Origin of the sequence: Alkalicoccus halolimnae (genome assembly GCF_008014775.2) — a bacterium.
GTDB lineage: Bacteria > Bacillota > Bacilli > Bacillales > Salisediminibacteriaceae > Alkalicoccus > Alkalicoccus halolimnae.
Window position 1 is genome coordinate 3,030,182 of sequence record NZ_CP144914.1, and the last position, 24,420, is coordinate 3,054,601.

At 45.7% G+C, this 24,420-nt stretch carries 18 protein-coding genes; all 18 read right to left on the reverse strand.

Annotation, left to right across the window (positions count from 1 at the left end; translation table 11 throughout):
• Positions 1–45: 45 nt before the first annotated feature.
• Positions 46–552: an acyltransferase gene (locus FTX54_RS14030; RefSeq protein WP_147804354.1), complete on the reverse strand. Its 507-nt coding sequence runs from the start codon at positions 550–552 to the stop codon at positions 46–48.
• Between the two features lie 11 nt (positions 553–563).
• Positions 564–1,223 carry a pyrophosphatase PpaX gene (ppaX, locus tag FTX54_RS14035; protein WP_147804355.1) on the reverse strand — a complete coding sequence of 220 codons (660 nt, stop codon included), beginning with the start codon at positions 1,221–1,223 and terminating at the stop codon, positions 564–566.
• Between the two features lie 17 nt (positions 1,224–1,240).
• The gene (locus FTX54_RS14040) at positions 1,241–2,203 is read right to left on the reverse strand and encodes a nucleoside recognition domain-containing protein (RefSeq protein WP_147804356.1); all 963 of its coding nucleotides are present in this window, start codon (positions 2,201–2,203) and stop codon (positions 1,241–1,243) included.
• 522 nt (positions 2,204–2,725) lie between these two features.
• On the reverse strand, positions 2,726–3,538 hold the full coding sequence (gene lgt, locus FTX54_RS14045; protein WP_147804357.1) for a prolipoprotein diacylglyceryl transferase: 813 nt from the start codon (positions 3,536–3,538) through the stop codon (positions 2,726–2,728).
• 17 nt (positions 3,539–3,555) lie between these two features.
• Entirely contained in the window at positions 3,556–4,494 is a 939-nt protein-coding gene (hprK, locus tag FTX54_RS14050; protein WP_147804358.1) for an HPr(Ser) kinase/phosphatase, read from the reverse strand.
• Positions 4,495–5,405: 911 nt separating this feature from the next.
• On the reverse strand, positions 5,406–5,765 hold the full coding sequence (locus FTX54_RS14055) for a phage holin family protein (protein WP_147804359.1): 360 nt from the start codon (positions 5,763–5,765) through the stop codon (positions 5,406–5,408).
• Positions 5,762–5,962: a PspC domain-containing protein gene (locus FTX54_RS14060; protein ID WP_147804360.1), complete on the reverse strand. Its 201-nt coding sequence runs from the start codon at positions 5,960–5,962 to the stop codon at positions 5,762–5,764. Before FTX54_RS14060 ends, FTX54_RS14055 begins: the two co-directional genes overlap by 4 nt.
• Positions 5,963–5,997: 35 nt before the next feature.
• The gene (locus FTX54_RS14065; protein WP_147804361.1) at positions 5,998–7,101 is read right to left on the reverse strand and encodes a DUF4097 family beta strand repeat-containing protein; all 1,104 of its coding nucleotides are present in this window, start codon (positions 7,099–7,101) and stop codon (positions 5,998–6,000) included.
• Positions 7,102–7,290: 189 nt separating this feature from the next.
• A complete protein-coding gene (gene uvrA, locus FTX54_RS14070) occupies positions 7,291–10,164 on the reverse strand; it encodes an excinuclease ABC subunit UvrA (RefSeq protein WP_147804362.1) in 2,874 nt (957 codons plus the stop codon).
• A gap of 7 nt (positions 10,165–10,171) precedes the next feature.
• Positions 10,172–12,166 (reverse strand): excinuclease ABC subunit UvrB, encoded by a 1,995-nt coding sequence (uvrB, locus tag FTX54_RS14075; protein WP_422387405.1) that lies wholly within the window; start codon positions 12,164–12,166, stop codon positions 10,172–10,174.
• A 484-nt stretch (positions 12,167–12,650) separates the two neighbouring features.
• Positions 12,651–14,144, reverse strand: coding sequence for a S41 family peptidase (locus FTX54_RS14080; protein WP_147804363.1), 1,494 nt, complete (start codon positions 14,142–14,144; stop codon positions 12,651–12,653).
• 266 nt (positions 14,145–14,410) lie between these two features.
• Positions 14,411–15,808, reverse strand: coding sequence for a M23 family metallopeptidase (locus FTX54_RS14085; protein WP_147804364.1), 1,398 nt, complete (start codon positions 15,806–15,808; stop codon positions 14,411–14,413).
• 22 nt (positions 15,809–15,830) lie between these two features.
• Positions 15,831–16,736 (reverse strand): permease-like cell division protein FtsX, encoded by a 906-nt coding sequence (gene ftsX, locus FTX54_RS14090; RefSeq protein WP_187254604.1) that lies wholly within the window; start codon positions 16,734–16,736, stop codon positions 15,831–15,833.
• Positions 16,726–17,412 carry a cell division ATP-binding protein FtsE gene (locus FTX54_RS14095; protein WP_147804366.1) on the reverse strand — a complete coding sequence of 229 codons (687 nt, stop codon included), beginning with the start codon at positions 17,410–17,412 and terminating at the stop codon, positions 16,726–16,728. The genes ftsX and FTX54_RS14095 overlap by 11 nt, the downstream gene beginning before the upstream one ends.
• A gap of 249 nt (positions 17,413–17,661) precedes the next feature.
• On the reverse strand, positions 17,662–18,003 hold the full coding sequence (locus FTX54_RS14100) for a c-type cytochrome (protein WP_147804367.1): 342 nt from the start codon (positions 18,001–18,003) through the stop codon (positions 17,662–17,664).
• A 75-nt stretch (positions 18,004–18,078) separates the two neighbouring features.
• On the reverse strand, positions 18,079–18,975 hold the full coding sequence (locus tag FTX54_RS14105) for a YitT family protein (RefSeq protein WP_422387406.1): 897 nt from the start codon (positions 18,973–18,975) through the stop codon (positions 18,079–18,081).
• An 839-nt stretch (positions 18,976–19,814) separates the two neighbouring features.
• A protein-coding gene (prfB, locus tag FTX54_RS14110) for a peptide chain release factor 2 (protein WP_147804369.1) occupies positions 19,815–20,916 on the reverse strand; the annotation gives its coding sequence in 2 pieces (ribosomal slippage) (positions 19,815–20,843 and positions 20,845–20,916; 1,101 coding nt in all).
• Between the two features lie 204 nt (positions 20,917–21,120).
• Positions 21,121–23,658 carry a preprotein translocase subunit SecA gene (gene secA / locus FTX54_RS14115; RefSeq protein ID WP_147804370.1) on the reverse strand — a complete coding sequence of 846 codons (2,538 nt, stop codon included), beginning with the start codon at positions 23,656–23,658 and terminating at the stop codon, positions 21,121–21,123.
• Positions 23,659–24,420: the final 762 nt, after the last annotated feature.

A 24,420-nucleotide genomic window follows, 5' to 3' on the forward strand; every position in this document is an offset into this window, starting at 1 on the left:
CCCCCGTCCGTCAACCGGAGAGGGAAGTAAAAAGGAGCCAGCCGCCTAATCGATAGCTGCTGGCTCATTATTCAGTCGGATTACCTGCATCGGGTTGCCTCCGACAAATGTACCGGGAGCAACATCTTTATGAACGAGCGTGGCCGCAGAAACGACCGCTCCGTCGCCGATAGTTACGCCTGGAAGAATCGTTGTATTCGCTCCGATCATCACGTTATCTCCGATAATCACATCGCCCAGACGGTATTCGTCAATAAGATACTCATGGGCAAGTATCGTCGTATTGTAGCCTATCACCGAATTTTTACCGATTGTAATTCGTTCCGGGAACATGACATCAAACATAACCATCAGGGCAACGGCCGCCTGGTCGCCTATTTTCGAGCGTAAAAACGTGCGGTACAACTTATTTTTCAAACCTAAAAAAGGCATATACCGTGCAATCTGAATGACGAGAAAGTTTTTGACAACTTTTAGAAACGGCACTGTTTTATAGACCTGCCAAAGTGAATTGGCTTCTGTGACCTGATATCGTTCGGTTCTGCGCGCCATGTTCCTCCTCCTTAACGAAGATTTTCTGTTTGGTTAATAAAACGAAGCAGGTCCGGCATCTCCTCAAGCATCACGTCCGGCTCAAAAGTCTGCAGATGAGACTTCCCTTTGATAGACCAGGAAACTCCGGCAGACAACGTACCGGTATTTTTCCCGGCCAGAATGTCGTGTTCACTGTCTCCGACCATAATCGCCTGGTGCGGATTCTTCCCGAGCTGTTCCAGCGCCATCTGCAAAGGCTCAGGATCGGGCTTCGGTTTTGTTATTTCATCAAGTGAAATGACAACAGGAAAATATTTTTCCATATTCATCAGCTGGATACCTTTGAGTGCTGTATCCCGCCTTTTCGTTGTCACTACAGCCATTGCATATTTCTGGTCATAAAGCTGCTCCAGCGTTTCCAGCACTCCTGTATATTCCGAAACGAGTTCATCATGCTTAGCGTGATTGAATTCCCGGTACTTGTCGATCATTTCTGATGCGTAATCGGGGTTCATCCGTTCAAACGTTTCGGAAAGAGGAGGACCGATAAAACCTGCTATATCCTTTCTCGTATACGTTTCCGGAAAGTAGTGATCCAGCGTATGTTCAAAAGAAGCAACGATCAGGTCAATTGTATTAATAAGCGTTCCATCAAGGTCAAATAAGATAGTGTCAATTTTTTCGTTCATGTTTATATCTCCTTCTATTATCTATCAGAAGCAGCTTCTGCTTCTTCATATTCTTTTTCATCCTCTGTTTTTTTCTCTGCACGGTTCCAAACAAAAGCTACAGCTGCAGTAAGCAGGACGGCCGTTACAAGACGGACGAGCAGCAAAGGCCACAGTGGAATGCCGAGAGGGGCAAAAATAAGGGTATCTTCAATAACTGCATGGCAGGCCACGAGGAAAATAAACACAAGATACAAATCCTTCTTCGAAACCCCGTCTTCCCTGGCAGCCTGAATCATCACTCCTGCTCCGTAGGCAAGACCGAACAATAGTCCGGCCGCGAGCGTCGTCGATGTGTTGGACCGGACGCCAAGCACCTTCGTAAACGGCGTCATCCAGCGGGAAAATACCGGCAGCCATTTCATGTCTTTCATAACCTGGACGAAAATCATAATAGGGATGACAATCGCCGCCAGCTGCAGAATACCGATTACAGCACTTTCGATTCCATATAGCACGATCGGCATTAAGCCTTCCACTTCCGAAGGACCTGCAGGAACGAATCCGTAGCTTGCCCGCTCTGCTCCCCCCTGCCAGACGAGGTGAATTATCCATGCTGAAAATAAAGCCAGGCCGATCCGCACAAGCAGAACGACACTGATACGCAGCCCCACCTGTTTTGCCACTGCCGATTCCACAAATAAGTTGTGGGAGAAGGAAAGCATCACCGCGAGAATAAATACTTCTTTCACGGTTAAATCCATCGTAAGCATAGCCCCAATAGCCGCGTAAAGGTTCAGTATATTTCCTAGAACAAGAGGGATAGCTGCTTCGCCCGGCAGACCGATCCACCCCATCATCGGGGAAAGAAGACGTATCAGCCATTCCATCACAACTGTCTGACTGAGCATGGTAACGATAAGCGTAATCGGAAAAATAATTTTCCCCAGTTTCCACGTCGTCATAAGTCCATTTATTAAGCCGGTTTTCAACGTCTGCAAAGCAGCACCTCCTTTCCAATCAATTGATTTCAGCTGTGTTAAAACATTGTTGTTGATACATGTAGAAAACTCCGCTTCAGCCCTGCCGTGGAGGAGATCTCCGGGTAGGCTTACGCCATGCGGGATCTTCCGACCTCCTTCTTCCACAGCACAGTGAACTCTTTGGAAATTATATGCACTATATATCAAATGCTCTAAAACCAAAATAGATCATTCAATTCCAAGAAGTACTGTTTTACGTTCCTGTTCGAACTATGGGAATGGATTTCCCATCAATACAGGTGGAATCAATGATATCAGAAGAGGTCTTCTTTATTAGAGACATGTTTCCTGCTCTATATTTTATACCGTAAGCTGTAGTGGAGATGGGAAGGCTCCTGGGCGAATACGGACGGGATCAGCTGAGGCCCGCCCGGAAAGCGTCCCCATGGAAACGAAAGCGCACGCTTATCGTTAATCCACTTTATTTTCAAGGTAGCCAAAAAAAAGAAATGTTCGTGAAAATTTATTATTGGAACGCTGCTAATTATCCAAATATCGTTTGTCGGCAAGCCCCTTCTTCCGGCGGTAAATGATAAGAATAATACCTGCTATAATCAGCGTAATTGAAAGCACCTGAGCTGTACGAAGCACTCCGAAAAGAAGTAAATAGTCGGTCCGTATGCCTTCTATCACAAGCCGTCCGATTGAATAATAAATGAAATACGTAATAAACAGCTCTCCTCTGCGGAGGTTCCAGCGGCGAAGATAAAGAAGCAGTGCTACACCCAGAATATTCCATACCGATTCATATAAAAACGTAGGATGATGATAGGCACCATTTATGAACATCTGTTCAATAATAAAATTAGGAAGCATCATATTCTCCAGGAAGCTCCGCGGCACTTCTCCGCCGTATACTTCCTGATTCATAAAGTTTCCCCACCGGCCGATTGCCTGCCCGAGGAGAATACCAGGGGCCGTAATATCTGCGAGTTTCCAGAAGGAAACCTTTCTCACCTTCGCAAAGATCAGTCCGGTAATAACAGAAGCAATCAGCGCCCCGTGAATTGCAAGTCCACCTTCCCATATAGCAAAGGCACTAATGGGATTATCGGCGAATTGTTCCCACCGGAAAATAACATAGTAAATTCTGGCACCGATAATCGCTGCCGGCAGTGCAAACATAAGCAGATCTGCCAGCATATCGGCCGGCAGTCCGCGTTTCTTCATTTCTCTGTTAGTCAGCAAATATCCGAGAAAAGCTCCAAGCCCTATCAAAATTCCATACCAGAAAATTGTAAGAGGACCGATTTCAAAAGCTATCGGATCAAGCGGCTGGGCAGTTAAAAACAATTACTTCATCTCCTTCTTCAATCGTTGTCAGTATCACTTTCATTAATAACAGAGGTGAGCCGCTCTGAAAATTGTTCTGCCGCATTAATTCCCATTCGTTTCAATCGGAAGTTCATTGCTGCTACTTCAATAATAACGGCCAGATTTCTCCCCGGACGGACCGGCACCGTGATTTTCGGCAGTCCTGTGTCAAAAACCTGCATAAAATCCTCGTCGAGGCCGAGTCGGTCGTATTGTTTTTTCTGATCCCAGGCTTCAAGGTCGATTGCAAGTCCGATACGTTTTTCATTACGGACAGCCCCTGCCCCGAAAAGAGTCATTACGTTTATAATACCGAGACCGCGTATTTCAAGCAAATGACGGATAAGCTCTGGAGAACGTCCGACGAGCACACCATCCTGCTCCTGGCGTATTTCCACCGAGTCATCTGCTACGAGGCGGTGACCACGGCGGACCAGGTCCAGAGCCGTTTCACTCTTACCTACACCGCTGGATCCTGTAATCATGACACCTATGCCATAAATATCGATCAAAACCCCGTGCAGGGCGGTCATCGGAGCCAGCTTACTTTCCAGATAGGTAGTCAGTTTACTGCTCATTCGTGTCGTCGAAATTTCCGTTGAGAAAATCGGTAAACCTACTTCATTCGCCGCATTTATTAATGGCTGGGGGGCTTCCATTCCACGCGAGAGAATAACAGCCGGCGTATCGTACGTGCAGAGCTGTTCCATTCGATCGAGCTGTTCTTCTTCACTCAGCTGTTCATAAAATGAGAGTTCCGTTTTTCCGATCAGCTGGATCCTTTTTGCAGGATAATATGTAAAAAAACCTGCCATTTCCATTCCCGGCCGGGAAATATCGCTTGTAGTAATTGGTCTGTAAGCCACAGAATCTTCATCATTAACCAATGCTAATTCGAATTCCTCCATTATATCTTTTGTTGTTACTTCTGCCATTTTTACTCTCTCCCCTCGCAAAAACATAGTCTTTCTTTATTTTAGCATATCAAAGGCCAGGCTGCGCCGGAAGTCGCCTGCTTGAAATTTATTCTTTTGGTTCTGTTAAAGCTCCGTGTTGTTATTGGATTGCCTGCGGCTTACCTTGCGTCCGGGAGGATCTTCCCGCTTTCTTTTTCCGCAGGCGTCTTGAAAATCGCACTGGCACTGGTTTCTACCTTTGTACCTCCTTGATTCAACCACCGGGCTTTCAGTGTTGGGAAATCAAAACGAAGCGGAGTTATCTGTATTTATCAACAATAGACTTGGCTCTTACGCACGTTTGGTGAAAACAAGATATATCTGACAAAAAAACTAATTTAACCCTTAAACATTCTATCGTTTAAGCCTGGGCCGCCAGCTTTTTAAGTAGACTTATCTTCTGTCATCGTAAGCCGGAAAGACAAGTTCCCCTTTTTCGCGTAAGAACCATAGACTTTAACAGAGACACTCATGCAGGTTGACTGCCCCATGATGGATGAAAATGGTCTTTTACAGGAATGGAATTTCCCTTCTGTACAGGTTGAATCAATGATGTTCAAGAATGAGGTTTCTTTATTATAAGAGGGTTTTTTTACCGTAAGCTGGAGTGGACATGGGGCGACTCCAGTTCGATTAAGGACGAGCCCACTCCGCCCGACGTAGGGGAGGGCGGAATTAGCTGAGGCCGGCCCGCCCGGAAAGCGTCCCCATGGAAACGAAAGCGACCATTCATAGCTTATCTGTTTTATTTTCAAGGTAGCCATTCTTTTATATAGTCTTAAATAGCTACTCCAGAAAGGAGCTCGTTCTGCCCGCCTGAAAAACAGACCCGGGTTCAATTAAATTGCACATAAAAAACCGCTGGAAGCTTCCCTCCAGCGGGAGTACCTTTATTTTCTTTTTGTAAGGGGATCGACAATAAAGTTGGAAATAACCGCATTCAGAATCGCAAATATAACGGCTGCCACTATGGCGATACCAAAGCCGTCAATCTGAAAGCTGTCTCCCATTATCCAGGCTGTCAGCATCAGCGTAATGGCGTTAATTACAAAGAGAAAGAGCCCGAGAGATAAAATCGTAACCGGAAGAGTAAGGATAACAAGAATCGGTTTAACAATCACGTTAACTACCGCCAGGATAAGACTTGCCAAAAGAGCGGCTCCGAAGCCGGAAAGTTCGATACTGCCGAACAGGTTCGCAATGATCAGCAGAACGACAGCGTTAACGACTAACTGTATCAGCCAGCTCATGCTTGATCGGCCTCAGTATCATTCGGCACAAGGAAAATGGCCGCAATATAGAGAATCGCAACAAGGGCTGAAAATGGAATGAACAAAATAGCTGCAATAATCCGGACGAGGGTCGGATCAATGTTAAAATACTCCCCTAAACCGCCACAGACTCCGGCAAGTTTACGGTCTTCTGTCGTTCTCGTTAAACGTTTCATTAAAAATCACTCCTTTTTTCTTCGCGGTCAGCATATTATTTGATGTTTACAGATCCGGTGGAAGCTTCTGCTTCAATATAAAAGTGTCCTTCCCCTTCCTTGTTGGCAAGGAAGGTTAACTTTTTATTGGCAAAATCTTTCTTTTCATCGATGACGCTCATATTAGGAAGCTGACAGTGAATGCCGCCGACATTTGTTTTCGCTTCCCCTTCGGTTTTAACCCCGTCAGGAACTGCTATATAAATGCTTCCTGTCGTTGTTTTAATATAGGCTTTTGACTGAGAAGCTTCCGAAAGACGGAAATGGATCGTTCCGTTTACTGATTCCAGATGCATATTGCCGCGTCCAGCTTCTATATTCAATGTCCCGTTCATCGTTTTCAGCTCTGCTTCCATCGAGTGCAGACGACGGATGTTAATTGGTCCGTTAATCGTTTCTATACGTACTTCCTTTGCGTCTACTCTATCGAAAGAAACTTTGCCGTTGATCGCTTTTGCTTCCAAACGGTGTACAGGAATATCTTCCCCATTCATTTTACCGTTAAACGTATACAGCTTTAATTTGTCGAGATGCTCGGTCGGAAAATAAATGACCGTATTAACCCTCATCGTCTTTTTTCTCGCTTCCAGTTTCAGCTTCCCATTGGAAAAACTGAACTGGACATCACGCAGAAATTCACGCTTGGCTGATTCTTTGTCCTTCATACGGTAAACCTGCACATCACATTCTATGCGGATGTCTTTTTCATTCCATGGCTTCAGCTCAATATTCCCGTTTTCAATATGAATGTCTGCTTCCTTAAGAAAAACATCCTTATGCTCAAAAACATGCTGAATGGATTCTGACGGACCAAAATTGAAGTCGAGATCAAATTCCTTTACGCGGTGCACCGCATCGTCGACAAACTCAGAAAATTTCGTTGCAAAAGTATTAAAAGTCTCTTCTGCTTTACGGTAATCCCACTGTGACCGCTGATCCTGACCCTGACTTTTTCCCTCTTGGTTCTTCTCTTTAGAAGATGCTGGTTCCTCTTCCTCCCGGCTGCCCTCTTTCAGAGCGTTTAAAAGGCGCATGCCTTCTTCCGCGGAAATCTTACCGTCTTCGATCATCTTAAGAATCATTTGACGTTCTTCCTGCATCGTGAACACTCCTTCCTGTTTTTACCTTACCTTCATTTTACACGCTGTAAATTGTTCCAGCCTCCGCCTTCCGACGTATTCTTGTTCAGACAAAAGACTGTTTCTCTTTTATACGTCTGGACCGGTCCGGCGTTTCAAATATTCCCCGGCACATCCTTTTTTGGGATAAAAGGAAGCGCAGGCATCAGCTTAACTGTTCGCCGCTGTTCGTTCCTCCATTTTTTTATTTGTACGTTCCCGGTCACGTTCGAGAATCGGTTTAAGGAAAGCGCCGGTATGGGAAGCTTTTACTTCTGCTACTTTTTCAGGGGTGCCCTGGGCTACCAGCTTTCCACCTTTGTCACCACCTTCCGGACCGAGGTCAATCACGTGATCGACTGTTTTAATAACATCCAGATTATGCTCAATGACAAGAACGGTATCTCCATTTTCCACAAGCCGCTGCAGCACCTGCAGGAGCCTTGCTATATCTGCAATATGCAGACCGGTAGTCGGTTCATCTAAAATATAAAACGTTTTGCCGGTTGATCGTCTGTGCAGCTGAGAACCGAGCTTCACACGCTGCGCTTCTCCCCCGGACAGGGTCGTAGCAGGCTGCCCAAGTTTAATGTAGCCGAGCCCTACATCCTGAAGCGTCTGGATTTTACGTTTAATACGCGGAATATTTTCAAAGAAAATCAGCGCTTCATCAACCGTCATCGCCAGTACATCAGCGATGCTCTTCCCTTTATATGCGATATCCAGCGTTTCCCTGTTGTAGCGTTTTCCGTCACATTCTTCACAGGGCACATACACATCCGGCAGGAAATGCATTTCAATTTTTATAATTCCATCCCCGCGGCAGGCTTCGCATCTGCCTCCTTTCACATTAAAGCTGAACCGCCCTTTTTTATAGCCGCGCATCTTCGCTTCGTTCGTCATCGCAAACACGTCGCGGATGTCATCAAATACTCCTGTATACGTAGCCGGATTGGAACGCGGAGTCCGCCCGATTGGTGATTGATCGATCTCCACCACTTTTTCCAGCTGGTCCATTCCTTTTACTTCCTTCACTTTCCCCGGTTTGGCTTTCGCTGTGGTAAGCCGGTGGGCAAGTGATTTATAAAGAATATCGTTAATCAGCGTACTCTTCCCGGAACCGGAAACTCCAGTTACTGCCATGAGCAGTCCGAGAGGAAAATCTACATTTGTTTTTTGGAGGTTGTTCTCTTCTGCTCCGCGGATCGTCAATTTCCTTCCATCCGGCTTCCGTCTTTCAGCTGGAAGCGGTATAAATCTTTCGCCGGAAAGGTATTTCCCGGTAACCGAGTTTTCGTCTTCCATAACTTCCCTCGGCGTACCGGTGGAGCAGATTTCCCCGCCATTCACGCCTGCGCCGGGCCCGATGTCAATGAGATGATCTGCAGCAAGCATCGTATCCTCGTCATGTTCTACCACAATCAGCGTATTACCAAGATCGCGCATTCTTTCCAGTGTCCGGATCAACCGGTGGTTATCACGCTGATGAAGCCCGATCGATGGCTCATCCAGTACGTAAAGAACCCCCATTAAAGCAGAACCTATCTGGGTCGCCAGACGAATCCGCTGGGCTTCGCCTCCGGAAAGTGTGCCCGCTGCCCGGGACATGGTTAAATACTCGAGACCGACGTTCAACAAAAATCCGAGACGCTCACTGATTTCCCGGAGTATGAGACGCGCTATCGTCATATCTTTTTCCGAGAGCTCGAGTGATTCAAAGAAAGAAGAAGCTTCTTTAATGGACTTATCTGTCACTTCGCCGATATGATAGCCTGCTATTTTTACCGACAGCGCTTCACTTGTCAGCCGGTTGCCTTTACAGGATGGGCATGGCTTCTGCGTCATGTACTGCTCCATCTGTTCACGGATATAGTCCGACCCTGTTTCATGGTATCTTCTCGAGATGTTTTTCAATACGCCTTCAAAGTAAATCTTTTTCTCTCTTACCCGGCCGAATTCATTTTCGTACCGGAAATGGATCCGTTCGTTCCCGCTCCCTTTAAGGATAATATCTTTCTCTTTTTTCGTAAGTTCTTTGTAAGGTTTTTTCATATCAATATTAAAATGTCCACAGACACTCTTTAAAAGGGAAGGATAGTACTGGGAGCTTGTTGGTTTCCAGGCTGCAATGGCATGCTTTTCCAGAGTCAGCTCCGGATCAGGGACAACGAGATCCACGTCTACTTCCAGCTTATGGCCCAGTCCGTCACAGCGGCTGCAGGCACCGAAGGGACTGTTGAAAGAAAACATCCGCGGCTCCAGCTCCCCGACAGAAAAACCACAGTGAGGACACGCATGGTGCTGGTTGAATACAAGTTCCTCGTGATCAATAACGTCAATAATTACTTTTCCTTCCGCCAGGCGGAGAGCTGTTTCAAGCGAGTCGGCGAGACGAGATTTAATTCCTTCTTTAATAACAATCCGGTCGATAATCACTTCAATACTGTGTTTTTTGTTTTTATCGAGCACAATTTCATCTCCGGCTTCCCGCATTTCTCCATTTACACGGATGCGCACGAAGCCCTGTTTTTTTATATCTTCCAGCACTTTCGCATGCGTGCCTTTCCGGCCGGAAACAATTGGGGCAAGAATCTGCATCTTCGTACGCTCTTCAAATTCCAGCAGCTGGTCTGCCATCTGCTGGACAGTCTGGGAAGTGATTTCTATCCCGTGCGTTGGACATATCGGTTTTCCCACACGTGCAAAAAGCAGACGCAGGTAATCGTATATTTCCGTAACCGTACCAACGGTGGAACGCGGATTTTTCGAAGTTGTTTTCTGATCGATTGAAATAGCCGGAGACAGTCCTTCTATAGAATCAACATCCGGTTTATCCATCTGGCCTAAAAACTGCCGCGCATAAGCGGATAAAGATTCCACATAGCGGCGCTGTCCTTCTGCATAGATCGTATCAAAAGCGAGGGATGACTTACCTGAGCCGGAAAGTCCGGTCATTACAACAAGTTTGTTTCTCGGAATCGTCACATCAATATCTTTTAAATTGTGCGAGCGGGCTCCTTTTACAACAATATTATCTGGAGACATACGTTTATCATCCTTCCGCTTTCAGTTCTAATATAACGTCACGAAGCTCGGCAGCCCGCTCGAAATCGAGATCTTTCGCCGCCTGCTTCATTTCCAGTTCCATTCTTTCAACTACTTTCTCACGCTCTTTTTTGCTGAGCTTCTGTTTTGGAGCTTTTTCTAACGCTTCATAGGTTTCTTCTTCTTCCGCCGCATAAGTGGCCTGGATCAGCTCCGGAATATCTTTTTGAATGGTAGTCGGCGTAATCCCGTGCTTTTCATTATGGGCTTTCTGAATCGTACGGCGCCGCTTCGTTTCATCAATGGCCACTTCCATGGAATTCGTCATTTTATCGGCATACATAATAACATGCCCGTTAGCATTTCTGGCTGCACGTCCCATCGTCTGGATAAGCGGACGCTCCGCCCGGAGGAAGCCTTCTTTATCTGCATCGAGAATGGCTACGAGAGATACTTCCGGAAGGTCGAGGCCCTCACGAAGCAGGTTGATACCGACAAGAACATCGAACTGCCCCTGTCTCAGCTCACGGATAATCTGGATACGTTCCAGCGTTTTAATGTCGGAGTGCAGATACTGCACTTTGATGCCGACTTCCTTTAAATAGTCGGTTAAGTCTTCCGACATTTTTTTCGTCAAAGTGGTAATCAGCACCCGTTCGTTTCTTTCTTTGCGAAGGCGTATTTCTTCAATTAAATCATCGATCTGTCCTTCAATTGGACGGACATCAATAGTAGGGTCAAGCAGGCCTGTAGGGCGAATAATCTGCTCTACCATTTTTGGGGTATGTTCTATTTCATAAGGGCCTGGTGTAGCTGAGACAAAAACAACCTGCTTTATATGTTTTTCAAACTCTTCAAACTGCAGAGGACGGTTATCCCGGGCTGAAGGCAGGCGGAAGCCGTGATCGACAAGCACCCCTTTCCGCGCTCTGTCTCCGTTGTACATTCCCCGTACCTGCGGCAGAGTAACGTGCGACTCATCAGCTATCATCAGGAAATCTTCCGGAAAGTAGTCCAGCAGCGTGTAGGGGGTTGCACCCGGACCGCGGAAAGTCAGATGCCGGGAATAGTTTTCAATTCCGGAACAGTAACCGAGTTCCTGCATCATCTCAATATCATAGCGGGTCCGCTGTTCGAGGCGCTGAGCTTCGAGCAGCTTTCCTTTTTCATGAAAATCCTTAAGCGTATCTTCCAGCTCTTTTTCGATGTTTACGATAGCCCGCTTCAGCTTTTCTTCACGCGTCACAAAGTGGGACGCCGGGAAAACAGCTGCATGTTCCCTCTCTCCCAGTACTTCCCCTGTTAAAGCATCCACTTCTGTAATGCGGTCTATTTCATCGCCGAAAAACTCTACGCGCAGACAGTGTTCATCACGGGAGGCAGGGAAAATTTCCACAACGTCTCCCCGGACCCGGAATGTGCCCCGGGTGAAATTGATATCGTTACGGTCATACTGGACATCGACAAGCTGTCGCAGCAGATCGTTCCTCTCTCTTTCCATCCCTTTACGGAGGGAAACTACGAGATCGCGGTAATCCTCCGGTGAACCCAGACCGTATATACAGGAAACACTTGCTACGATAATGACATCGCTCCGCTCGAATAAGGCACTCGTAGCAGAGTGACGAAGCTTATCGATCTCATCATTGATGCTCGCGTCTTTTTCAATAAATGTATCGGACTGCGGAATGTATGCTTCCGGCTGATAATAGTCGTAGTAGCTCACAAAATACTCCACACGGTTATCCGGAAAAAACTCTTTGAATTCGCTGTAAAGCTGACCGGCGAGCGTTTTGTTATGGGCAATGACGAGCGTCGGTTTATTTACATTCTGAATCACGTTTGACATCGTAAACGTCTTTCCTGTTCCAGTCGCCCCGAGAAGCGTCTGGAATTTCTCTCCACGCTCAATTCCCGCGGTCAATTCTTCTATTGCCTGAGGCTGGTCGCCGGCAGGATCATATTTGGACTTCAAATTAAATGTATGGGATGCAATCGCCACGAATGTTCACCCTTCCCTGTTTATAAATTTCCTCTTCTTATAACGATGCTTTCTGATCGCCATTTATTTCTTTACCCGTTCTGAATACTTCTTTATCTATTATATCATGATATTCTCCGTATTACGAACGTATGTTCACTATTCCGTGTCCCTTTTTCCGGCAGTTGCAGTATTAAATTTTGTTTTTTTGATTCCATTTCATAAGTGCTTTTTCCAGAAAGCTATGACAAAGTCCCGTGTGGATAAGTGTAGAAAACCCCGCTTCGGCCTGCCCTGGGAATCGGAGCTTTTTCTGCCTGCTGTTTTATTACGTACTCTGCTTTTTCAATAGTTCCTGTGAAAATACAGCGTCCTCTCTTAATGTAGATGATGAAACGCTAAATGCAAAATCATTTGTTCGGTTTATACAGAAGTTCTGCCTCCGAAAAATATAAGAGAAAGAAGCCCGCAGGCTTTTTTCTCCTGCGGGCTGATTCCATCCTTTTTATTCCGTATCTGTTAACAGTTCTGCTGCACGCTGAAACTGTTCATCATTTTCTCTTTCTCTCACTGATTCGATAACCTGTTCCTGAATGGCATTGGAAGTAGCTTCATCGATCGTGCCGGTAGTTTCGATATCGGCACTTTCCTGAAACTCCCGGACTGCTGCTTCGGTTTCTTCATCGAAGTACCCGTCTGTACGGCCGGGATCAAACTCCAGTCCTTCCAGCATAATCTGGGCGTTTTCAATATTTTCATTGAGCATATCCAGTTCAAGTGTTTCTTCTGCATCTATCGGAGAGGCGAAGAAGTAATCCGGCTGGTCCACTTCGACCGTAGGCTGCACTCCTTCTTCGTTTATATCGTTCCCATCAGACGTCAGCCACCGGAACAGCGTCAGTTTCAGCTGGCTTCCGTCTCCCATTGGAAGCGTCTGCTGCACCGTACCTTTTCCGAACGTTGCATTACCAACAAGTTCATGACCTCCAGCTTCATGCAGCGCTGCAGCAAGAATTTCTGAAGCAGAAGCACTTCCTTCGTCAATTAAACCGACAATCGGGTATTCTTTATCTTCAGAAAGGTCGGATATGTGCTCGGAGATATTCCCGTCTCTGTCTTCGATCTGTACGACTGTTTCTCCTCCGGGAATAATAGCATTACCGATATCTTCCACACTCTGTAGAAATCCTCCCGGGTTGCCCCGCACATCGACAATCAGTCCGTCTATCCCCTCGGATTCCAGACTTTCAAGCTCTTCCTCAAATCTCTCTGCTGTATCTTCAGAGAAAGAGCGGAGTTCCAGTACTCCGATTGTCTGTCCGTTTTGCTCTATCGTTTCACTATATACTGTTTCTATAGGAATTTCATCGCGGACGACATCGATTTCCATAAGTTCAGAAACACCTGGACGATCGATAGTCAATGTAACAGTGGTCCCTTTTTCTCCGCGTATTTTCAATACGGCATCGTAAAGCGACAATCCTTCAATATCTTCACCATCTATCTCCAGAATTTGATCATTTGGACGAAGCCCGGCTTCCTCTGCAGGGGAATCCCGGAAAGGAGCCATAATAGTCACGCGCCCTTCCTCCATACTCACTTCGGCACCTATACCTTCAAAAGATGACTCAAGAGAATTCATGAACTCTTCCGCAGTGGACTGGTTCATATAAACGGAGTAGGGATCTTCCAGCGTATCAAGCATCCCGGAAATTGCCCCTTCCACAAGCTCTTCTTCCTCCACATCCTCGACGTAGGAATTCTGAATCATTTCCAGTGCCTGCTGGATTTGTTCATCTCCTTCTTGATCTTCCTGACCTTCTATACTGTTTCCCTGGGTACTGCTTTCGGATTCATCCTGTGTGGACGCCTGTTCCGAAGCGTTCCCCTGTTGACCTGTCTGTCCGGCATCTGAAACCGATAAAAATGCCAGCATTCCTCCGGCCCCTATGAGGAGTGCTATAACGGCAACTACAGACAGAACTAATTTATTATTCATTCGTCCACCTCTCCCATTCCCTGAATATACCCCTTTAGTAACGCTTACTTAACGTTATAATAACAGACATTACCCGGAACAGGAAAGAATGGATACCTGTTACACAATATTTGACATACACTTCCCCCGTTCCCGTGAGCAGACGGAAGAAATTACAACCTTCTAATGATGTGAGATTCATTAGGAATGCGCGCAGACTTTCAGGAGCAGCTTCCCATACCAGCGGAAGACAGTTTACCCACCTGAACTACCGCTTAGGGTTTCGTTCAGTGGAGGTAACTTTCCGGATCTACGGCGCTTTCTCTGCCTCGATAACCTCCCGGATGTACTTCAAAGTGCAGATGAATACCGGTTGATAATCCCGTCGTTCCCATCTCTGCAATAATATCTCCTTTCGTCACCGTGTCTCCTTCCTTAACGTTCATAAAAGCCAGATGGGCATATAACGTTGTATATTTCTCTTCATCTGTGAGGTGATCCAGCAGGATTGTATTGCCAAATCCTTTTCTCCAGCCGCTCGCCGCGACTGTTCCGCTTTCTGCGGCATAAATATTCCTTCCCTTCTCCCCGCCAAAATCCGTGCCATTATGCGCCCGCACTTCCCCGGTAATGGGATGAATTCTTTTCGGGTTGAATGCGGAAGTTACTCTGCCGTCTGCAGGTCGGTGAAGCAGGCCCGGAACCAGCAAAGCTTCTTCATCTATCTCCTCAGACTTGTTCTCTTCGTTCAGATTTTTCACTTCAAGAACCTGCTTCTCCTCTTCGGTTTTTAAAGTCAGTTCAGACGACTTATCCTCTTTTCCGGAATCCTCGGCTATTTCTTTCTTAGAACGTTCTTTCTGCTGATTATAATTTTCTTCAGTTTTCTTCATTTCTCCTGCCTCTTGTCTTTTCTTTTTGTTCTTTCCCGTCTCCAGAGAAAACCGCAGCTCTGCTTCTTTTTCCAATTGTTCCAGTTCCATTTCCTGCTTTGCCAACCGGTTGACAGCTTTATTGTTCTGCACCGTTTCCAATTGCTCTTTCAGCTCTTTTTCCTCTTCATAAAGCGAAGTGACCAGGTTTAATTTTTCCCCGCTTTGTCCACGGTAGTCAGCATGAATGGCTTTCATTTCTGCCGTTTCCTCTTCCAGTTGAACCTGCTGCCGGGCAAGCGCTGCTTCGAGCTCTGCAAGTTCCTTGAGTTCCTCTCCGTAAGTTTTCAGAAGCCGGTGATCCTGCTCTGCAGCTTTATGAAAAATATACAGGCGTTCCAGAAAATCACCAATACTTGCTGCATCGAACAAAAACGTTAAGTAATCAGGGTCCCCCCCATACTGCTGCACTGCTTTTAAGCGGGTATCCAACGTTTCCTTCGTTGACTTGAGGGACTCTTCCAAACTGGATATTCCCTCTGCAGCTTTTTTGATTCTGCTTTCTGTTTCCTCCATATCTTTCTTCTTATTCGTGATTTCGCTGTCTACTTGAATCATTTTTTCATCGAGTTTCTGCAGATGTTCTTCTTCCTCTGCTTGTATAAAACCGTAGTCTTCCAGGTCTTTCTCGATTTCCAGCTGCTGCTCTGTTAACTCGTTATCGATTTCCTCATAGCTTTTCCCCTCTTCTTCAGCCGATGCTTCTCCAGAAAACCAGCTTATTAGAAGAAAAATGAAGATCCCTCTGCTCATGCCGTCACCTTCTTACTATCTTTCAATGATAATCATCCTTTCCCATGTTTTTAATGCCTGCTAAACTTCCACCGATCCCGATTAAACTTCCCAGAAGGAGAAGCGCACAGGCAAGGGGAAAGTGGAACAGCTGCGGAGAAAGGAGACCCCCGGGCAGAAGATTCCCGAAAATATAGGATGATTCATAAATCCGTTCGTATATATAATTTAAAAGGACAATCGGTATTAAAGCACTGAAAAAGCCGATGAATAAACCTTCCCAAGCGTAATGACAGCGGATGCTGCTAATCGAAGCTCCCAAGAGGAGCATCACCTTCCTTTCTTCTTTTCTGGATGCGGAGGTAAGTTTCATTGTGTTTGTAACCAGTACGATGGCGGCAAAAATCAGAAAAGAACCAATCAACAGGCCCGTATTTTGGACGATCCCGGAAGCTTTCACTATTTTGCCGGCAATTTCTTCTCCGTAGCTGATTTTTTCTACATTTGCCATCGCTGCAATCTCTTCCGCCGCAGCTTTTATGGAATCCAATTCCTTTATATTCACTATGATAAAATCATTCAATGGATTATCGTGACGCAGCGCGTCAAAATAATCCTCTTCTTCCTCTCCAATTTTACTTAGGAACTGCTCAAGAGCTTCTTCCTTCGTTACATATTCAATCTGTTTTACAGAATTAAAAGCAATAATTTGTTTCTGAAGGAGGTTTTTATCCATTTCCACAGCCTCATCCGCAATAAAAACACGCAGTTCCATTTTTTCTTCGAGAGCATCGGTAAAGTGAAATCCGTTTACGAGCAGTATTGCAAATGCACCAACTATAAATAAAGTAACTGTCATAGCGCTGGTAGAAGCAAGCGTCAGCCATTTGTTTCTGATCAGTTCTGCCATAATACTTCCCGCTCGTTCTGCAAATGGTTCACGCCTCACGACTGCGCCCCCCGTTTCTCCCATCACTTATGATTCTGCCGTTCTCGATCACTACTTCTCTATTATTTACTTTCGGTATAAACTCTTTTGTGTGAGTAGTTACGATAACTGTCGTCCCTCTTCTATTCATTTCCTCCAATATCATCAGCACTTTTTCTGCCGATGCTTTATCAAGGTTTGCCATCGGTTCGTCAGCGAGAATAATTTCCGGATTATTTACAATTGCTCGCGCTAATGCAGCTTTTTTCATCTCTCCTCCTGACAATTCACAAGGCAGACAGAACCTTTTTTCGCTCAAACCGGTTATTTCCAGAGCTTCTCTCGCTTTTTTCATTCGGGTTCTTTTATTCTCGCCTAGAATCTTTGCCGGCAGAGCCGTATTTTCCATTACTGATCTGTTTGGAAGCAGACAGGCATCTTGAAAAATAATGCCCAACCTCCGCCTGTAGTATGTTTGTTCAATTCCGGACATTTCCTGCAGGTTTTCCCCGCACACTAAAACTTCTCCTTGAAAAGCAGCAGCATCCAAATAAAGTATTTTCATGATAGAAGATTTACCTGCTCCGCTGTTCCCGGTTATGTAAACAAATTCTCCCTGGCGAACGTGTAATGAAACATTATTTACAGCCATGACCCCGCTGCGGTAGGCTTTCCAAACATTTTTTAATTCGATCACGGTTCTTCTCCCTTTCGCAAAATATATTCCGATAGATTTTTCTTTTGTTTATGCCGTTTTCTTCATCTAAACCGGAGGCAGTTTTTATAAAGCATGTCTCCCGTTCCAGTCGGACTTTTATTCAGTGTGCCTATAGTTCTTCCCTGCCATTGGAATCATCAGGCTCTTTCAAAACACAAAAAAACCCCTTTTTTACAGTTGCTTTGTAAAAAAGGAGCTCTTATCTCATATGTGCTGCTATCGATTAAGTTATTGGCTTTCCACCCATGCTGCTACATCGTCTGCATCTTCACCTTCAACTAAGTTTTCCGGCATGCTTCCAGGACCTTCGCTGATGGCAGATGTAATTTCATCGTGAGAATAACCATCAAGTGCCGGACCAGTGCCGCCTTCCAATTCGCCGCCGTGGCAGGACGCACAGTTACCCTGATAGAGCTCTTCTCCGTTAGCGAGATCATACTCGCCTTCGTTAGCGGCTTCATTTCCACCGTTGTTTGCGCCGTTTTCAGCCGGTTCGTTTTCGCCGCCCCCGCCTCCACACGCAGCCAGCAGCAGTGACATGCTGAACAGGCCAGCTACTAATTTCTTCATACATTCCCCTCCTCTTAAGGTTTAAAAAATTCCATGGCAGTGTTTACAAATACCTGCTATTTCATTATAACCTAATTATCTTCTTTTGAAACCTTCTCCAAGAACTTCAGACGTATTACTTACAATAACGAAGGCCTCAGGGTCTATAGCTTTTACTAATTGTTTTAATTTAGTAATTTCATTCCTTCCTACAATACAAAGCAGAACCGGTCTCGAATGGTTTGTGTACCCTCCGTAACCGGCCAGTTTTGTCACACCCCGGTCCACCTGAGTCAAAAGTCCTTGCTTAACTTCTTCTTCATATTCGGATATGATCATCACCATTTTTGAATATCCGAAGCCGATCTGTACAATATCAATCGTTTTCCCTGTAACAAACAAAGCGATAAGAGCATATAGCGCATATTCAAATCCGAAAACAAACGCCGAAGAACTTACTACCAGGCCGTCGATAATAAATACGCATCCTCCGAGCGACAATCCGGAATATTTATTAATTATCTGCGCTGCCAGATCGGTCCCTCCCGTGGAGGAATTGGAGCGGAATACTATTCCGAGACCGATACCTACTCCCAGTCCGCCCATGATCGAAGCAAGCAGCGGGTCGAATGTCGCTGCCTCCATGTCTCTAGTCAAATAGACGATGTACGGTAGAAAAAGCGTTCCAACAAGTGTTTTCGTACCATACAAAAGGCTTCCTGTTAAACTGCCGCCAAGCAGAATAACCCCTGCTGCAAAGAGAGGTATATTAAAGGCCCATTGAGTATACGCCGGTTCAAATCCGAACAATGCTACGAAGAGAGTCGAAATGCCCGCTACGCCACCTGAAGCGATCTGGTTGGGAAGCAGGAACAAATTAAACGTTACTGCTACGACAGCCGATCCAACGAGAACATGGGCGAATTCCCATATCATCCTTTGGAAAGGTGTTTTTACTTTTGCTGTTTCACGGCGGTTCTGCTTTTTCATCATATGTAAAAAACCTCCTTATCCGCCAAATCCTTTCGTAGTATATCACCGGGGTCAGCCCTTGTAAACGCAGTCCCGCTAACGCTTTACAACACTATAGCAGCGAGTGCTTTAAAAGAGGCACTCATGCAGAATCACTGCACCATGAGGCATGAAAATGGCCTTGTATAGAAATGGAACTTCTCCTCTATACAGACGGAAGGATGGTCATAGAGGGGCTTCTTTATTTAGAAGGCAGCTCCTGCTCTGTCTTTTTACCTTAAGCTGCAAAGGACATGGGGCGACTCCGGGCCTATCAAGGACGAGCCCCACTCCGCACGACCGCAGGGAGGACGGGATTAGCTGAGGCCGGCCATGCCCCCCCATGGAAACAAAAGTTCACGTTCATCGCTTCAATACTTTATTTTCAAGGCAGCCTATTCAATAGTTTTGTCCGTGTAATTTATATAGTTAAATCAATTTTATAGAGTAATATTACTGCCGTTATACGAATATTTTCGATATTCCATTCAATGAATCAGTAAAAAAAACGGAATGATTGAAACAGAAGGCGGCGACTCCAGTGGGATCAGCGAAGTCTGAAAATCCATTCTGACGCAGCGAAGCGGAGGCAGAATTAGTTGAAGACCAGCCCCACGGAAAGCGTCCGCCTGCAGTGTAAATCATTCATTATATTGAAACCCCCCTTTCTTACAGCGACTATTTAAATTGATTCAATTGTTTATACAATAGAAGACCAGGTGGACGTTTGCAGGTACAACTAAAAAAGCGGCGTGACAAAATCCTGTCACACCGCTCCTCAGCACCGGGATAGCTCCCCGGAACATCGATATTTACCTGAATTAATCAATTTGACTGCGCAGATAGCCGTCAATAAACTGGGTCAGGTCCCCGTCCATCACTGCCTGCGTATTTCCTGTTTCGATATTCGTGCGGTGATCTTTCACCATGTTATAAGGGTGGAAGACATAGGAACGGATCTGGCTTCCCCAGCCGATTTCCGACTGCTCTCCGCGGATTTCCAGTGCTTCCTGCTTCTGTCGTTCCAACTCCTGCTGAAACAGTTTTGCACGAAGCATGCTCATTGCCTGTTCTCTGTTTTTGATCTGCGAGCGCTCGGACTGGCAGCTGACGACGGTATTCGTCGGGATGTGCGTCATCCGCACCGCCGAATCTGTCGTGTTAACGTGCTGGCCTCCGGCACCGCTCGACCGGAACGTATCGACCCGTATATCCTCGGTAGACAAATCAATTTCCACGTTATCATCCAGTTCCGGCATCACTTCACAGGAAGCAAAAGAAGTGTGACGCCTTCCCGAAGAGTCGAAAGGAGAAATTCTAACGAGCCGGTGTACTCCCTTTTCTGCTTTCAAATACCCAAAAGCATTGTGTCCTTTAATCATTAACGTCACGCTTTTCAAGCCTGCTTCATCCCCGGGCAGGTAATCCAGCGTTTCCACACTGAACCCCTGGGAATCTGCCCACCTTGTATACATGCGCAGCAGCATGGATGCCCAGTCCTGTGATTCCGTACCTCCGGCTCCCGGATGAAGTTCCAGAATGGCATTATTGGCGTCATACGGTTCATTTAAAAGAAGCTGCAGTTCGAACTTGTCAAGCTGCTTTTTCACACTGGCTATACCGCTCTCCAGCTCCCCGCGCATGTCCTCTGCGCCTTCATCTTTTACGAGCTCGTGGGTCACTTCCAGATCAGCAAGCTGGGATTCAATAGACCGGTATTCCTCCGTCATTGCTTTCAGTGCATTATTTTCACCGATGACTTTCTGAGCTTTATTCTGATCTTCCCAAAACGAAGGATCAGCCATTCGTTCTTCCAGTTCTGCTATTCGGGTCTCCTTTTCCTCGAGGTCAAAGAGACCCCCTGTAGTCCGCTAAAGTATTAGCCATAGTTTCAAGCTGCTGTCTGATTTCTGATAGTTCCATAGTCGCTTCACCTCATAATAAAATTTTCATCATGCGGAAAAGGGATGGTCTATATATCCGGCCACCCCTTGCCCTGAAGCTCTGTTTAAATCCAGCGTTGTTTAAAAGAGTGCCTGCGGCTCCTCTTCTTTCACCTCTTGATCTGCTGGTGCAATTTTCTCCAATAGCCACGCCGAGCGTGAACAGAGCCTTTTCGAAAAATCTTTACGCTTCTTCTTTTCCGTGACAGTTTTTGTATTTCTTACCTGATCCACATGGACAAGGGTCGTTTCTTCCTGTTGTTTCTCCTTTTACAAAAGGCTGGGCTTTGTTATCAGGCTCTGCTGCTTTCTGCTCGTCAGCTGTATCCCGATGGAGAGCCTTCCCTTCTGCTACCTGCTCCCGCTTCAGATTCGATTGAATCTGTGCTTTCATCACGTAGCGGGATACCTCTTCTTCAATCGAAGCAATCATTGTTTCAAACATTTCGTATCCTTCGAATTTATACTCCCGAAGAGGATCATTCTGCGCATAAGCACGGAGATTGATCCCCTGGCGGAGCTGGTCCATCTGGTCAATATGAGAGGTCCATTTCGTATCTACAGTACGAAGCAGAATAACGCGTTCAAATTCGCGCATCTGTTCAGAAGTAAATTCTTCCTCCCGCTTGTTGTAATCTTCGAGCACTTTATCCATGATCAGTTCGATCATTTCTTCAGGATCGAGACCGTTCAGATCTTTTTCCGTAATCTCCTGTTCCGCAAGCACAGTGATGTTGACGTATTCAACAAGGCCCTGCAGGTTCCAGTCTTCTGGAACTTCTTCTTCCGGGGTATAAGAATCAACGACTCTGGAGACCGTAGATTCCAGCATCTGCTCCACGACCGGCCGGAGATTTTCTGAATCCAGCACTTCATCACGCTGTTCGTATATCACATCGCGCTGCTCGCGCATGACGTCATCATACTGAAGGAGCTGCTTACGCGCATCAAAGTTGTTGCCTTCAACCCGCTTCTGTGCCTGCTCTACCGCTTTCGTAATGATTTTACTCTCAATAGGCTGATCTTCTTCCATGCCAAGTCTTTCCATCATTTTACTCATATTTTCTGAACCAAACCGGCGCATGAGCGGATCTTCCAGAGAAAGAAAGAAAAGGGACATACCAGGATCTCCCTGACGTCCGGAACGACCGCGGAGCTGGTTATCAATACGACGCGATTCATGGCGCTCCGTTCCAAGCACAAACAGGCCGCCAAGATCAGCTACCCCCTGACCCAACTTTATATCCGTTCCTCGTCCGGCCATGTTTGTAGCAATGGTTACAGCTTTCTGCTGGCCTGCCTGTTCGATAATTTCGGCTTCACTTGCGTGATTTTTAGCGTTCAGAACGTTGTGGGGGATTCGTTTCTTTTTGAGCATTTTTGAAATAAGCTCAGAGTTATCCACGCTCACTGTACCTACCAGCACAGGCTGACCTTTTTCGTAGAGCTCTTCTATTTTACTAACAATGGCCCGCTGTTTGCTCGCCAGGGATTTGTAGATTAAGTCAGACTTATCTTCCCGGACGATCGGCTCGTTTGTCGGTACCGAGTAAACATTCATATTATAAATATTACGAAATTCTTCTTCCTCTGTTTTAGCTGTACCTGTCATTCCGGAAAGCTTTTCATACATACGGAAGTAGTTCTGGAATGTAATAGACGCCATCGTCATGCTTTCCCGCTTGATTTTGACACCTTCTTTCGCTTCAATCGCCTGATGAAGACCGTCGCTGAAGCGCCGGCCTTTCATCAAGCGGCCTGTGAACTGGTCGACAATCGCCACTTCACCGCCGTCGACCACGTAATCTTCATCACGGATCATAACTTTATGAGCCTTGAGTGCCTGATTCAAGTGGTGATTTAACTGAACGTGGTCAGAATCAAACAAATTCTCAATATTAAAGATTCGTTCCGCTTTATTTACACCGGCTTCTGTAAGCTGAACTGTTTTTGACTTTTCTTCTAATGTATAGTCAGTATCCTGCTTCAGCATTTTCACAAACGAATTGGCGGTACTGTATAATTCGGAGGTGCGGTTAGCCGCTCCGGAAATAATAAGCGGCGTCCGGGCTTCATCGATTAATATCGAGTCGACTTCATCGACAATCGCGAAATGGAGCTTGCGCTGGACCATTTGTTTTTTGTACGTAACCATGTTGTCCCGGAGGTAATCAAATCCAAATTCATTATTAGTACCGTAAGTAACATCAGCAGCATATGCTTCTCTTTTTTCATCTTTCGTCATTCCGGCAACATTCAAACCTACTGTAAGGCCGAGAAAATTGTACAGTTTCCCCATATCTTCTGCGTCACGGCGCGCAAGGTAATCGTTCACTGTTATGACGTGGGCCCCTTTTCCGGTCAGTGCATTTAAATACACCGCCAGAGTAGCTACGAGCGTTTTACCTTCCCCTGTCTTCATTTCTGCAATGTCTCCGCGGTGAAGAACGATACCACCGACGAGCTGCACCCGGAAATGCGTCATACCCAGCGTTCTGGTAGATGCTTCCCGTACTACTGCAAACGCTTCCGGAAGAAGAGAGTCCAGAGATTCTCCGTCCTGGTGACGCTTTTTAAACTGCTCTGTTTTGGCACGCAGGTCATCGTCGCTCAGTTTCTTCATCTCTTCTCCCTGAGCTTCCGTATCCTCTACAAGTTTATCTAATTTTTTTAAATGACGGGCATCGGCATCTCCCATCACTTTCTTAATTATACCTAACATCGGGCATTGCTCCCTTATTTCTTATTTTCAAGTCTTCGTTACTGTCCATTATCGTGGTAAAACCTTTCCTTTAATGCAGATTATCCTTGATTTCCTGCTGATTCTTCTGCAGAAACCCATCGAACAAACTGATCGGCAGGAAGCTGTAAACAACATTATTTTAACGTTAATTTAATCGTCTGAAAATGAAAGAACGGAGCGCCTCAGTCACTCCGCCTCCTCTCATTTTCTTCGTGTTGCACGCTTCTTCTTATTTTATCAGTTTGCTGAAGAGCTTACAAGGTGAACAAACAGCCTGTTATCTCTTCCCTTCAGTATGCCTGATAAAATGACTAAATGCCGACAGCCCTTTTTCGAAAAATTTATTATATGAATCCATTTCATAATATACTTTTCAAGTTATTTCAACGAACATTTTATCAATTTATAATGTGAATATTCGTATATAAAATTGGATGATTGGAACGGCAGACGGTGACTCCGGCGGGATTGAGTGAAGTCTCAAAATCCATTCTTCCGGTTTAAAGCACTGAAAGAATGAGTGGAAGACGAGCCCCGCGGAAAACGTACGTCTGCAGCAGAGGTCATCTGCCTTATTCGGTTTATCCAGGACTGCCTCCTATTAGAAAATAGAGTCATATATATAATGATTTTAAAGCAGCGTGTATATCTATTATATTCGATCCTTCCATCGCTGAAACGTCAGCAAAACAAAAAAGCAATAATAGGGATTTTCAAAGTAAACGGCAGTCATTTTTAAAC